This is a genomic window from Streptomyces monomycini (genome assembly GCF_022271435.1).
Classification (GTDB): Bacteria; Actinomycetota; Actinomycetes; order Streptomycetales; family Streptomycetaceae; genus Streptomyces; species Streptomyces monomycini.
This window is the reverse complement of record NZ_JAFIQY010000001.1, coordinates 544,259-556,779: the sequence shown is the minus strand read 5'-3', so window position 1 is coordinate 556,779 and position 12,521 is coordinate 544,259. Positions and strand designations below refer to the sequence as shown.

General features: G+C 73.3%; 12 protein-coding genes. 2 read left to right on the top strand and 10 right to left on the bottom strand.

Features of this window, described 5'->3' with window-relative positions; all coding sequences use genetic code 11:
- Positions 1–64: 64 nt before the first annotated feature.
- The gene (locus JXZ78_RS02300; protein ID WP_030018582.1) at positions 65–769 is read right to left on the bottom strand and encodes a ribonuclease H family protein; all 705 of its coding nucleotides are present in this window, start codon (positions 767–769) and stop codon (positions 65–67) included.
- A 112-nt stretch (positions 770–881) separates the two neighbouring features.
- A complete protein-coding gene (locus tag JXZ78_RS02295) occupies positions 882–1,937 on the bottom strand; it encodes an esterase/lipase family protein (RefSeq protein WP_030018581.1) in 1,056 nt (351 codons plus the stop codon).
- 364 nt (positions 1,938–2,301) lie between these two features.
- Between JXZ78_RS02295 and JXZ78_RS02290 the strand changes: the two genes are divergently transcribed.
- Positions 2,302–3,507, top strand: a complete 1,206-nt coding sequence (locus JXZ78_RS02290) for a PucR-like N-terminal domain-containing protein (RefSeq protein ID WP_030018579.1) — start codon at positions 2,302–2,304, stop codon at positions 3,505–3,507.
- Between the two features lie 128 nt (positions 3,508–3,635).
- Here the strand turns inward: JXZ78_RS02290 and JXZ78_RS02285 are convergent, their stop codons facing one another.
- The 5 genes from JXZ78_RS02285 to JXZ78_RS02265 all read right to left on the bottom strand — a co-directional run bounded on the left by JXZ78_RS02285 (position 3,636) and on the right by JXZ78_RS02265 (position 8,462).
- Positions 3,636–3,965 (bottom strand): DUF3140 domain-containing protein, encoded by a 330-nt coding sequence (locus JXZ78_RS02285; RefSeq protein WP_030018578.1) that lies wholly within the window; start codon positions 3,963–3,965, stop codon positions 3,636–3,638.
- Between the two features lie 73 nt (positions 3,966–4,038).
- Positions 4,039–4,941, bottom strand: a complete 903-nt coding sequence (locus tag JXZ78_RS02280; protein WP_050502165.1) for an endonuclease/exonuclease/phosphatase family protein — start codon at positions 4,939–4,941, stop codon at positions 4,039–4,041.
- Positions 4,942–4,994: 53 nt separating this feature from the next.
- On the bottom strand, positions 4,995–5,249 hold the full coding sequence (locus JXZ78_RS02275) for a hypothetical protein (protein WP_030018576.1): 255 nt from the start codon (positions 5,247–5,249) through the stop codon (positions 4,995–4,997).
- Between the two features lie 97 nt (positions 5,250–5,346).
- The gene (locus JXZ78_RS02270; RefSeq protein ID WP_030018575.1) at positions 5,347–6,657 is read right to left on the bottom strand and encodes an ABC transporter ATP-binding protein; all 1,311 of its coding nucleotides are present in this window, start codon (positions 6,655–6,657) and stop codon (positions 5,347–5,349) included.
- Positions 6,658–6,728: 71 nt separating this feature from the next.
- The gene (locus tag JXZ78_RS02265; protein ID WP_030018574.1) at positions 6,729–8,462 is read right to left on the bottom strand and encodes an ABC transporter permease; all 1,734 of its coding nucleotides are present in this window, start codon (positions 8,460–8,462) and stop codon (positions 6,729–6,731) included.
- A 477-nt stretch (positions 8,463–8,939) separates the two neighbouring features.
- Between JXZ78_RS02265 and JXZ78_RS02260 the strand changes: the two genes are divergently transcribed.
- The gene (locus JXZ78_RS02260; RefSeq protein ID WP_157851486.1) at positions 8,940–9,122 is read left to right on the top strand and encodes a hypothetical protein; all 183 of its coding nucleotides are present in this window, start codon (positions 8,940–8,942) and stop codon (positions 9,120–9,122) included.
- A 95-nt stretch (positions 9,123–9,217) separates the two neighbouring features.
- On the opposite strand, the gene JXZ78_RS02255 is transcribed toward JXZ78_RS02260, so the two are convergent.
- From JXZ78_RS02255 to JXZ78_RS02245, 3 genes are all read right to left on the bottom strand, one after another.
- On the bottom strand, positions 9,218–10,273 hold the full coding sequence (locus tag JXZ78_RS02255) for a chitinase (RefSeq protein ID WP_030018572.1): 1,056 nt from the start codon (positions 10,271–10,273) through the stop codon (positions 9,218–9,220).
- A 267-nt stretch (positions 10,274–10,540) separates the two neighbouring features.
- Positions 10,541–11,884 carry an MFS transporter gene (locus JXZ78_RS02250; RefSeq protein ID WP_050502164.1) on the bottom strand — a complete coding sequence of 448 codons (1,344 nt, stop codon included), beginning with the start codon at positions 11,882–11,884 and terminating at the stop codon, positions 10,541–10,543.
- Positions 11,881–12,519 (bottom strand): ArsR/SmtB family transcription factor, encoded by a 639-nt coding sequence (locus JXZ78_RS02245; RefSeq protein ID WP_078624027.1) that lies wholly within the window; start codon positions 12,517–12,519, stop codon positions 11,881–11,883. Before JXZ78_RS02245 ends, JXZ78_RS02250 begins: the two co-directional genes overlap by 4 nt.
- Positions 12,520–12,521 lie beyond the last annotated feature (2 nt).

Below are 12,521 nucleotides of genomic sequence, written 5' to 3'. Positions count from 1 at the left end.
TCGGAGGGCCATGGAGGACGCCGCCGCCCCGCGGGTCTTCCGCGGGGCGGCGGCGCGTACGGTGCTATCCGGCCGCTCCGGCGCACGCGGGATGACCCCACCCGTCCGGATTCTTCGCGATCGTCTCGCCCTTGCCGTACGACTGTCCGCACCGGCACTGACCCGGGAACCGCGCCTTGACGGAACCGCCCCGCGGCCGCGTGCTCTTGCCCGCCCGCGCGGACGGGACGCGGGCGGCCGACGACTGCCGGGGGCGCCCGCCGGAGGCCGCGCCGGCCGGTTCCGGCGCCGGGAGCGCGGAGCCCTGGGCGCTGCCGATGGCCTGCTGGCTGCGCGCGGTGTCGCTGGCGGCGCCGTCCGCCGCCGCGTTCAGCGGGTCGCCGTCGACCTGGTGGGCCGGTACGTAGACGAACTCCACCGCCCGCCCGGTGAGCAGCTCGTCGATGCCGACGATCAGGTCACGGTTGGCCACCGGCTTGCCCGCCGCGGTCTTCCAGCCCTTCTTGCGCCACCCCGGCAGCCACGTCGTGACCGCCTTCATCGCGTACTGCGAGTCCATCCGCACCTGGAGCGGTACGGCGGGGTCGGTGGCCGCCAACAGCTCCCGCAGCGCGGTCAGTTCCGCCACGTTGTTGGTCGCGGTCCCCAGCGGGCCGGCCGCCCAGCGCTCCACCGTCCCCGCGCCGTCCCCGACGACCCATGCCCAGGCCGCGGGCCCGGGGTTCCCTTTCGACGCCCCGTCGCACGCGGCTGTGATCTGTTCTGCCATCCCTCGATACTGCCAGCCTTCGCGGCCCGTGCCGACCACCGGCCTGCCCGGCCCCCGGAGCCCCGGCGGGCAGGCGGCCGTGCACCTGCCCGCCCGCCGGGGCCGTACCGTCTCAGCAGGTGGGGCGCTGCGCGTGGGCCGGGTCGAGGGCGTTCTGGACGAGGCGGGTCGCCGTCCGGTCGTAGGTGATGTTGATGTGGGCGGTGGTGTTGACGAGACAGTGGCTCTGGATCGTCTGGTTGCTGACGTTGCGGGCCGGTGCCAGGAACGCCGAGGTGTACGGGGTCACGACCTCGTCGTACCAGGTGGCGATCACCGTGTAGTCGACGGCCGGATCGGTCTCGCCACCCGCGTTCAGCTCTTTCAGGAAGCGCGAGCCGACGATCTGCTGCTCGCAGGCGGGACAGGCCGCGCCGACGACGACGTCCGCGCCGGGGACCAGCCGGGCCAGCAGGCCGAGGCCGAGGAGCGAGGTGCCGTGGTTGGACGGGACGACGGCCACCAGCCGGGCGACCTTCGCCGCCCCGCCGAGGTTCTTGATGTAGTGCCGCGGCATCATGCCGCCCTGCGAGTGCCCGACGATGTCTACCTTGTCCGTGCCGGTCGCCGCCCGCACCCGGTCGACGAACGCGGCGAGCTGCCCCGCCGAGGCGGCGATGTCGCCGGTACCGAGCACCGGGCCCGTGGTCCCGCCGTAGTTGAGGGCGAAGACGCAGTACCCGTCGTCCTTGAGCTTGGGGGAGAGGGCGGCCCAGTTGGCGTACCGGTTCTCGAAGGTGCCGTGGACGAGGACGACCGGGCGGGGGTGCGCCCGGCCCGGCTTGCACGTCCAGTCGTTGGCGCCGGTGGGCAGGGCGGTGGGCCGGGTCGTGGAGTAGAGGAAGGCGGACAGGAAGTTGCTCTGCGGGGGGCCGACCGGGTCGGCGGCCGTGGAAGTGCCCGAGGCGGCCGTGTCGGGCACTACTGCTCGGTCCGCCGGTGCTTGAACGGCCGGAGCGGTCGGCGTGGTCGCCGCGGCCCGGCCGCCCGGTGCCTCGGCCGCCGTCCGTGCCGTCGCGGGTGCCGCGGTCGCTCCGGCCAGTACCAGGCCGGCCGCCACCGCGAGCCCGGTCAGCGCGGCGAGCGGCCGTCGCCGGTGTCTTGCGCGCATGGTCCCGTTGCTGCGCATCAGTTGTTCTCCTCATGCCGTGGTTCGGTACGGGCGCCACAAGGGCGGACGCCACGGCGCCGGACCGGGACCGCGTGGTGCGTGCGGGCGGCGCCCGGAGGCTACCGGCTCGTAACGTCGAGGCCACGTTCGCGCCGTACGGCCGGTGGCACCAGGGAAAACGGTGAGGAGAGGGGAAAGGTGTCACCTGCGTGACACTTTCGTGCAGCGCCGGGTCAGCCGCCACAGCCTCCGCACAGGGGGCCGGAGGCGGTACGGCACGTGCGCTGCCCGCACAAGGCTGGACCGGCGGGGCCGGGAGAGGGCACGATCCCGGCCCGGGGACATGCGTGTCCCGCCGCCCACGGTCCGGAGGAGGCCCGCGATGCACCAGCCGCCGGGTGACACGTTCGCGCGCGGCCCCTGGCACGAACTGCCCGCGGCGTTCGGCGCGTTGCTACGGCCGCGGATCGACGCCATCGCCGCGTCGATGGTCGAGGCCATCCGCCAGGAGGTGCCCGCCTACCGGCGCCCGCTCGACTCCTCCGTGGGCCGGGATCTGGTCGCTTCGGCGTGCCGCGCGATGCGCCAGTTCGCGGAGCTGACGGAGGCCCCGGAGAGCTCACAGGACCACCACGTACGGCACTTCCGCCACCTGGGGCGCGTGGAGTTCCGCAACGGGCGCACCACGGACGGCCTTCAGGCCGCCTTCCGGGTCGGCGCGCGGGTGGGCGGCCGCCGTTACGCCGAGATCGCCCGTACGGCGTCGCTGCCCACCGAGATCGTCCTGCCGCTGCACGAAGCCGTACTGACCCACATCAACGCCCTGTCCAACGAGGCGGTCAAGGGCTTCGTCGCCGCCCAGGCCCACGCGGAGGGCGAGGTCCAGCGCAACCGGCGGGCCCTGGCACAGGCGCTGCTGGAACAGCCGCACGGCACACCGCGCGAACCGCTCGGAACCCTCGCGGCGCGGGCCCGCTGGCCGCTGCCCGCCAAGGTTGCCTGCCTCGTCGTCCGCGGCGCGGCGGGCAGCCGCGGCACCGTGCCGTGGCCGGACGCGCTGGTGGTGCCGCGCGGCGCCGACCTCGTGGCGGTCCTCCCGGAGCCGCCCGGCGGCGGCCCCGCCGGGACCGAGGAGGTACGCGCCGCGGTACGCGGCCGCACCGCGGCGCTCGGGCCGGCCGTCGCGCCGCAGGACGCCTGGGTGTCCCTCCTCTGCGTACGGCTCGCGCTGAACCATCACCGGGACACGGGCGCGCCGGACGGCGAGCTTTTGATCGTCGGCGACCGGCTGGCCGACGTCCACCTGCTCGGCGGCGCGCACATCGGGCGCCTGCTGGAGGACCGGATGCTCGGTGTCCTGGACGGGCTGCCCGCGGGCCGGGCGGCACGGCTGGCGGAGACGCTCGAAGCGCTCCTGATGTCCTGGGGCCGCACCGCCCCCGAGGTCGCGCAGACCCTCGGCATCCACCCGCAGACGGCACGCAAGCGCCTGCGGCAGCTGGACGCGCTCTTCGACGGCCGGCTCGCCGACCCCGGATTCCGCTTCGGGGCACTGCTGGCGCTGCGCACCCGGGCGCTACGGGGCTGAGCCGTACGGGCCGCCCGGTACGGGACAGCAGTCCGGTACGGGCCGCACGCCGCCCGGCACGGGGCAGCCGCCCGGTACGGGACGAGCGCCCGGCACGGAACCGCCGTGCAGCCGGTACGGCCCGGTGCTCACTCCTTCAGCGGGTCGTGGCCGATGTCCATCAGGCCGTGCCGCCAGTCCGCGCCCCCGGCCTTCGGGTCCGTGCCCTCCGGGTGCTGGCTGCCGACGATCTCCACGACGCGGCGCATCGCCTCGGCGTCGTTCCCGGTGAGGTCGGTACGGCGCTTGCCCAGGATCTCCAGCACCTGCCGCCCCAGGGGCCGCCCGGCCCGGTCGGGCACCTCCTCGCTGTTCTCGCCCGCGGACTCGACGCTCAGCCATTCCCGCAGCTCACGCGAGGTCATGTTGACGGCCTTGTGGAACTCGTCCCACAGCCCGTCGTCGATCTGCGCTGTCATGGACGCCTCCTGGAGATCGTTTCGAACGTACGCACACTGGGTGTCCGGTGCCCCGCTCGGACAAACCCCGTGCTCACCCACGCAGCCCCACCAGCACCGGCCGGTGGTCGCTGCCCACGCGGTCCGGGAGCACGGCGGCCCCGGTGGCGCGCAGCCCGCGGACCAGGACGTGGTCGATGCGGACGAGCGGGAACGCCGCGGGCCAGGTGAAACCGGGGCCCCGCCCGGCGTCGCGCTGGGTGGAGGCGAGCTGCCGGGCCAGCGGCGCCAGGCCCCGGTCGCGCAGGCTGCCGTTCAGGTCGCCCAGCAGCACCACGCGCGCGGCCCGGTCAGCGCCGATCCGGGACGCCAGGTCGGCCGCGCTGCGGTCCCGCGCCCCTATGGTGAAGCCCGCGTCGGCACGGACCCGTACGGACGGCAGGCGCACCGCGTAGAAGGCGGTGTCGCCTCCGGGGGTGCGGACCACGGCCCGTATCGCGTGCGGCCAGGCACCGCCCAGGTCCAGGGGCGTCACCTCGCCCACCGGGTAACGCGACCACAGGCCCAGGGTGTTCGCCGTGGTGTGGTGGGGGTAGGCCGCGCCGAGCGCCTTCTCGTACGCGGGCAGGGCGGACGCCGGGACCTTCTCCAGCGCCACCACGTCGGCGCCCGTGCCGGCCACCTGCCGGGCGACGTCGGCGGGGGAGGTGCGCTCGCCGCCGACGTTGTACGTCAGGACGTGGAAGTCGGCCCGCGCGTCGTCGCCTCCCGGGAGGTACCCCGGCAGGAACTGGCAGGCCCACACCACCGCGGGCACCAGCGCCGCGGCCATCCCCACCACGGAGCGGCGCAGCGCCGCCCACCCGAGCAGGACCGGGACCGCGGCGCCGAACCAGGGCAGCGCGGTCTCGACCAGGCTGCCCAGATGTCCGGGCGTGTTGGGCAGCAGGCCGGGGAAGGCCAGCAGAGCGGCGAGGAGCAGGGCCGGTACGGCCATCCGGAGGCCGGGCCGCCGGGCGCCGGATGGCCGTACCGGCCCCCGCCACCGGTTCACCGACGCCGTCCGTCCGTACGGCGCGAGAGGCAGCGCCAGCCCGCGACGGCGAACCCGACGGCGGTGCAGCCGGCCCCCAGGAGCCCCGCGCAGATCAGCCGGGTGGCGGCCGGCGGGGACAGGGCGACGGCGGCCACCACCACCGCCGGGAGGACGGCCACGGCGAGCAGGACGCGGACGCCCTCCGCCACGCCGGCGGGGTGTCCGGACGAGCCGGGTGCGGTCTCGCGCTGGGGGTGGGGCTGACGCATGGTGTTTCTCCTCGGGTACGGCCGTTCGCGGATGACAGCTCCCGTCGGCCCGGGACGCGACCGCCTGACGGCCCTGGCGTCCTGGGCGTCCGGGTGTCTAGGCGGCGTTCGCGGGGCGGTGTTCGGCGGGCAGCAGCAGGACCCGGTCGTCGGCGTCGTACTCGTACAGCTCGGCGTAGCGGCCCCAGGTGACCGCCGTGGCCAGCTGCCGGCGGGCGGCGTGCTCGGGGACGTGGCCGCAGAGCCGGCCGACCAGGTACGGCTCGCGCAGCCGGCCGCCCGCCGAAGCCAGCAGGAGCGTGCGGATGGTGGCGATGAGCGGGACGTTGGCGAGCGCGGCGGCCGCGAACAGGTGCTTGCGGGGCAGGATGTCGGCGCGCGCGAAGCCGCGGCCGGTCGTCGTGAGGTGCAGCCGGCTGGCGGTGACCTTGGCGTAGCCGAGCAACTGCGCCGCCTCGACCAGCGGCATCAGGTCGTCGAGCTCGTACGACAGCGCGTCGCCCAGCGCCGCCAGGTCCAGCGAACCGCCGCGGGTGTCCAGGAACTCCAGCAGTCCGGTCAGCGCTTCCACGGAGACGTCCGGCAGCGGACCGGCGACCCGTAGCGGGTCCTGGGCGACCGCGTCGTCGGGCGCGGCCATGGTGCGCCGGCCGGTCAGCGCTTCGTACGCGTCCTCGACCAGCGCCTCGAAGCCGGGGTCGCGGCGGTCACGGGGGCGCGGCAGGGCGACGCGCAGCTCGGCCTTGACGCGGCCCGGGCCGGTGTCGAGCACCAGGATCCGGTCGGCGAGCTGGACGGCCTCCTCGATGGAGTGGGTGACCAGCAGCGCGGTACGGGTGGGGGAGTCGGGGTGGGCGAGCAGGTCCAGCAGCTCGTTGCGGAGGGTCTGCGCGGTCAGGACGTCCAGGGCCGAGAACGGCTCGTCCATGAGCAGCACGTCCGGCTCGACGACCAGGGCACGGGCGAAACCGACCCGCTGCCGCATCCCGCCGGACAGCTCCTTGGGGTAGGCGTTCTCGAAGCCGTCCAGGCCGACCATGTCGATGGCGCGCAGCGCCCGGCCCCGCCGTTCGACGGCGTGCACGCCCCGGGCCTGGAGGCCGAGTTCGACGTTCTGCTGCACCGTCAGCCACGGCATCAGGGCGAAGGACTGGAACAGCATCGCCGTACCGGGGTTCGGGCCGGTGACCGGCGTCCCGCGGTAGTGGACGGTGCCGCCGGAGGGCGCGAGCAGCCCGGCGACGTGGCGCAGCAGCGTCGACTTGCCCGAGCCGGACTTGCCGAGCAGGGCGATGACCTCGCCCTCGTACAGGTCGAAGGTCACGTCGTCGAGGACCGGCAGGACGCCGCCGGAAGGGGCGGGGAAGGTCTTGCGGAGGGTGCGGACGCTGATGACAGAGGTGTTCATGGTGAGGCTCCGAAGGGGGAAGTGGCCAAGGGGGCGATGGTGGGGCGGGCGTGGCCGGGCCGCGGGCACCGCTACAGCGAGCAGCGCTTCATCGCGAACCGGTACAGCCGCCGCCAGAACAGCCGGTTGATGACGACGACGTAGACGCTCATCAGGACGGCGCCGAGGAAGTTGCGGGCGAAGTCGCCGTCGGTGGTGGCCTGCTGGATGTACGCGCCGATGCCGAACGCGGTGAGCGTGGTGGTGCCGTAACTGACGGTCTCCGCCTGGATCGAGGCGTTCCAGGCGCCGCCCGACGCGGTCAGCGCCCCGGTGACGTAGGAGGGAAAGACGGCCGGCAGGATCAGCTTCCGCCAGCGCAGCCAGCCGCGCAGCCCCAGGTCGGCGGCGGCCTCGCGCAGGTCGCCGGGGATGGCGCCGGCCCCCGCGATGACGTTGAACAGCACGTACCACTGGGCGCCCAGCGCCATCAGGACGATGCAGCCCCAGTTCAGCGAGATGCCGGAGGCGCCCAGTACCACCACCGCGAGCGGGAAGACGAAGTTGGTCGGGAAGGACGCCAGGACCTGGACGACCGGCTGGGCGATCCGGTTGACCTTGGGGTTCATCCCGATCCACGCGCCGATGGGCACCCACACCACGGTCGAGAACGCGACCAGCAGCAGCACCCGGCCGTAGGTGACCAGGGCCAGCAGCGCGTCGTGGCCGATCTCCGGCAGCGGCACGTGCGCCAGAACGTAGGAGAACGCCTTCCACACGATGGCCGCGACGGCCGCGGTGTAGAGCACGGTGAAGGCGATGTCGGCCGCCCTGCGGCGCGCGGCGTCGTGCCGCAGCCTTCCGCGGCCGGTGCCCAGCACCCGCATGGCACGGTCCAGCCGCTCACCGGCCGGGCGCAGGGCGCGCGCCAGGTGGCCGGGCAGGGTGGAGCGGCGCAGCAGCTGCAGGAACCAGCTGCGCGGCTGCTCGGCGATCTCGCACTCCTCGGTGCGGAACCGCTCGGCCCAGGCCGTCAGCGGCCGCCAGAAGAAGAAGTTGACCGACACCACCGTCACGATCATCACGACGACGGCCAGCCCGACCCGGGCGCCTTCACCGTCGTCCAGCGCCTGGGCCACGTACGAGCCGATGCCCGGCAGGGCGTTGTCGCGGTGGTTGACGCTGATCGTCTCGGAGGCGCTGAGCGCGAACCAGGCGGCACCGAAGCTGATCATGCCGTTCCAGACCTGGGAGATCATGCCGCTGGGCACGTCCAGCTTCCAGAACCGCTGCCACCGGGTGAGCCCCATCAGCCGGGCCGCCTCGTCCAGCTCCCGGGGCTGGGTGGCCAGCGACTGGTAGAAGGCCAGCGCCATGTTCCACACCAGCGCGGTGAAGACGGCGAAGACCGAGGCGCACTCCAGGCCCAGCGTGGAGTGCGGGAACAGGGCGACGAAGCCGGTGACGGTGATGCTGAGGAAGGTCAGGACCGGTACGGACTGGAGGATGTCGATCGCCGGGACGATCACCTTGGCGGCCCGCCGGGACCGCGCGGCCCAGGTGCCGAACACGAAGGTGAAGAGCACCGCGGGCACCAGTCCGGCGAACATCCGCAGGACGGAACGCGCCGCGTAGTACGGCAGATTTCCGGGGTCGGTGGAGACGGCCGGCGGATTTCCCGGACGGAAAGGCTGGTCGGTGCTGGCCCCGACCCGGGCCACGAGGTAAAAGAGTGCGACGACACCGCAGAGAATGAAGAGGTCCACGGGGCGCATTCGGGCAGCGCGTATCGCGCCGCCGGACGGGAACTGGCGGAGTTTCGTCATGGAGGTACCCGAGAGAATTCGTGCGGGCAGGCCGGCGCGGCGGCGCAGTGGCCGCCACGGGGCGCGCTGCCCGGCAGCGGGACGCAGCGGGCCGTACGGGGCCCGATCAGCGGGGACGGCGGCCAGCGGGACTGGGAGGATCGCCGTACTGCACAACGACCACCTCCTCGAATTCTTCGGCACAGGGCTGCGGCGGCCTCGGACGGCCGGCAACGAAAAGAATGATGGCACGCAATGCGCGACCTGGTCAAAAACTCATGCGAGATTTCGGAAAGCTGAAAGCCTCCTCAGGAAACCGGCCCCGGCCGCCCCGTGGCAGCGGGCCGGTGAAAGGGAATCCGTAATTCCTGAGGAGGCTTTCAGGATTTCCTGAAGGCGCATTCAGAATCGACCGGTGCGGGCCCCGTCGCCCCGGCCCCGGGCCGGACCGGCCCCCGGGGCACCGGCGTCCCGCCGGGTGATGGGACAATGGCGGTGATGATTAAGGAAGACCACCGCAGCGAGAACCAGACCGACCCGGCCACCTCCGAGGACACCGAGGCGGACACCGTACGGCGGCAGGCCCGGCTGACCCTGGCGGGCCAGGCCCGTGACGCCGACGAGCTGAAGATGCTCCTGGAGATGCTGGGCCTGCACCCCTCCCAGGAGGGCGAGAGCTGAGCGCCCCAGGAGGCGAGAGCTGAGCGGACACGCGGGCGGGCCCGGCCTGTGACCGGGGCCCGCCCGTGTACCGTCCGCTCGGCGCGGTACGGGGATCAGCGTCCCTGTAGTGCCTTGACGTTGTTGCCGAACGACCACGCTTTCGAGCCGTCCCAGTTCAGTGACCAGGTCATCAGGCCCTTGAGCCCGCCCCGGTAGGTGTTCCACGCCTGGCTCACCAGCCCGGGCGACATGTAGCCGCCGCCCGCCCCCGGCTGCGCCGGCAGGCCGGGTACCTGCTTGTCGTACGGGACCTTGATGGTCGTGCCCTGGATGACCAGCCCCTTGTTCAGGCAGTCCGTCTGCTTCGTGAAGCCCTGGACGGTGCCGGCGGAGTACGCGTCGCCGGAGCAGCCGTACATGCTCCCGTTGTAGTACTGCATGTTGAGCCACCAGAGGCGGCCGTTGTCCGCGTACTTCTTCACGATGGGCAGGTACGCGCCCCAGATCGAGCCGTAGGTCACGCTGCCGCCGGTGACGTACGCGGTCTCCGGAGCCATCGTCAGGCCGAAGTTCGCGGGCATCCTGGCGAGCACGCCGTCGATGATGCGGATCAGGTTGGCCTGTGAGGCCGAGAGCGTGTTGATGTTGCCGCTGCCGGTCAGGCCGGTCTCGATGTCGATGTCGATGCCGTCGAAGTTGTACTTCTTCAGGATCGGCACCACCGTCTCGACGAACCGGTCGGCGACCTTGCTGGAGCTGAGGTCGATACCGGCCGCCGCGCCGCCGATGGACATCAGGATCGTCTGGCCCGCCGCCTTGGCCTCGCACATCTCGGCGGGCGTCGCGACCTTCACGGTCGCGTCCATGCCGTCCTCCCACAGGACCGTGCCGTCCGAGCGGATGACGGGGAAGGCGGCGTTGAGCACGTTGTAGCCGTGCGCGCCGATGCGGGAGTCGGTGATCGGGGTCCAGCCGAACGGCGGGTGGACGCCGTTGGCCGCGCCGTCCCAGTTCTCCCAGTACCCCTGGAGCACCTTGCCGGCGGGCCTGGACTTGACCGGGCAGGTGGTCTCCCGTGGTGCGGCGCTCGGCGCCGCGGCGGTCAGCAGTGAGACGGCGCAGGCCGACGCCAGGCCGATTCCGAGCAGGCGGGACGCCCGACCGAACATGAGGTGCTCCTTTCCGGCCGTGGCCGGGGAGACTGAGGAGGGGGAACGGTGGCGCGCGGGGAGGGAACGCGTGGTGCTGGTGGTGCGCGGGGGGTGATTGGGGCACTGCACGGTGCGTTGCCCGAACCGTAGGGTGGCCCATGGAGACCGTCAATAGGTCTGGACCAACTCGGTGCGAGGGCGCGCTCGGTACGCGGTGGGGCGCGGTACGGAGGTGGGCGGTACGGGGCGGACGCGGTACGGGGGCGGACGTGCGCCGCCCGTACGTCACGACCTGGGCAGCGCCGGCGCCCCGTCGCCCTCGGTCGGTACCCCGCCACCCTTGCTGCCCCCGCTGCCCTCGGCCCGCAGCTCCTGACGGGGCGTCGGCAGGTCACGGGCCCGCCGGAGCGGCGAGCAGAGCAGGAACACGGCGGCCAGCGGAATCCCCGCCGTGGTGATCCAGATGGCCGCGCGCAGGCCGAGCGCGGAGCCGAGCGCACCGCCGAGCAACGCGCCGAGCGGGATCGTGCCGTAACCGAGGAAGGTCGAACCGGCGGTGACCCGGCCGAGCAACTGCGGCGGGCAGTAGCGCTGCTGGAACCCTGCCTTGATCACATTCCCGGCCACCACCCCGGCCGAGACGCAGCAGCCGCCCGCGACGAAGAACACGACCCCGGCGCCGTCCGTGGTCAGCGGGATCAGCAGCGCGAACAGCGCCAGGCCGAACTCGAACAGCAGCGTCGCGCGGGCCGTCCCCACCCGAACGGCGGCCCGGCGGGCGAGGAAGGCGCCCACCACCCCGCCGGCTCCGGTCGCCGCGACCAGGCCGCCGACCACCGCGGGGGACAGGCCGACGGTCTGCACGAGGAAGATCACCAGGACGGCCTGGTACCCCATCAGGGCCAGGTTGGAGGCGGCACCGAACAGGGTCAGCGTACGCAGCCAGGGATCACCGGCGATCAGCCGCAGCCCTTCGCCGACCTCGCCGACGAGCGCTCCCGGGCGCCGCTCCGTCCGCTCGACGCGGGGCTCGCGGTGCCGGATGCCCGCCAGGCACAGCAGCGCGACGAGGAAGGTCGCGGCCTGGGCGAACATCCCGTTCACCGCCCCGGCCGCCTGCGTGATCAGACCGCCGGAGCCCTGCCCGGCGACCTGCGCGGCGGACGCGCTGCCGTGCAGCTTGGCGTTGCCCTCGGCCTGGTCGTCGGGGGCGAGGATGCTGGGCAGGTAGGCGGTGTAGGCGGTCTGGAAGAACACCGTCGCCGTACCCGTCAGCAGGGCGACGGCCAGCAGCAGGCCCGTACTCAGTAAGCCGCACCACGCGGCCACCGGCACACCGGCGAACAGCACGCACGAGACCGCGGCGGCGGTCAGCATGACCGGCCGGCGCCGCAGCCGGTCCACCCAGGCGCCCACCGGCAGCCCGATGACCAGCCAGGGCAGCCAGGCGGCGGCGCTCAGCATCCCCACCTCGAAGGCCCCGGCGTGCAGGGTCGACACGGCGACCAGCGGCATCGCCACTCCGGTCACCGAGGCGCCGAACTTGCCGGCGGTCTCGCCGCACCACAGCAGCCGGAAGTCGCGGTGGCGACGCAGCAGGCTGCCGCGCCGCTCGGTGTTCCGCGTCACGCCTCGTCCCGTTCTCTCCGCGGGAAGGACTGGAGCTGGACGACGACGGGGAGCGCGTCCGGCGCGGCGGCGTCCGGGGCGGGGGTGTGGCGCGCGACGACCGCGAACAGTTCGGCGTTGAGCGCCTTGAGCTGGGCGGGGGAGAGCCGCAGGTCGTGCCAGTCCGCGACGGTGCCGGCCTGCCGCCAGGTCTGGTCCCAGTCCTCGGTGACGTAGTCCGTGACCCGGTTGAAGTACTGCTGCACGAGTTCATGGAGATAGACGGAAAGGGCGCCCCGGGAATCGGGGTCGTCGTGGAAGTCGGCGGTGTTCAGATCGTTGGTGACATCGACCCGTTTCCACCAGCGCTCGCGTTTGGTGCCGCGTCCGGTCTCCTCCTCGATGAAGCCGTGTTCGGCGAGGTGGCGCAGGTGCCAGCTGACGGTGCCGGTGTTCTCTCCGAGGCGTTCGGAGAGCCGGGCGGAGGTGGCCGGTCCGTCGAGGGTGAGCAGTTCGAAGATGCGCATCCGCAGCGGGTGGGCGAGCCCGCGCAGACTGCGGGCGTCCAGGCGGCGGGCGGGGCGGGAGGGCACGGGGCGGGTGGCGCCGGAGTGTTCGGGGGCGCGTTCGGGGGCGCGTTCGGGCTGGTGGGACATGG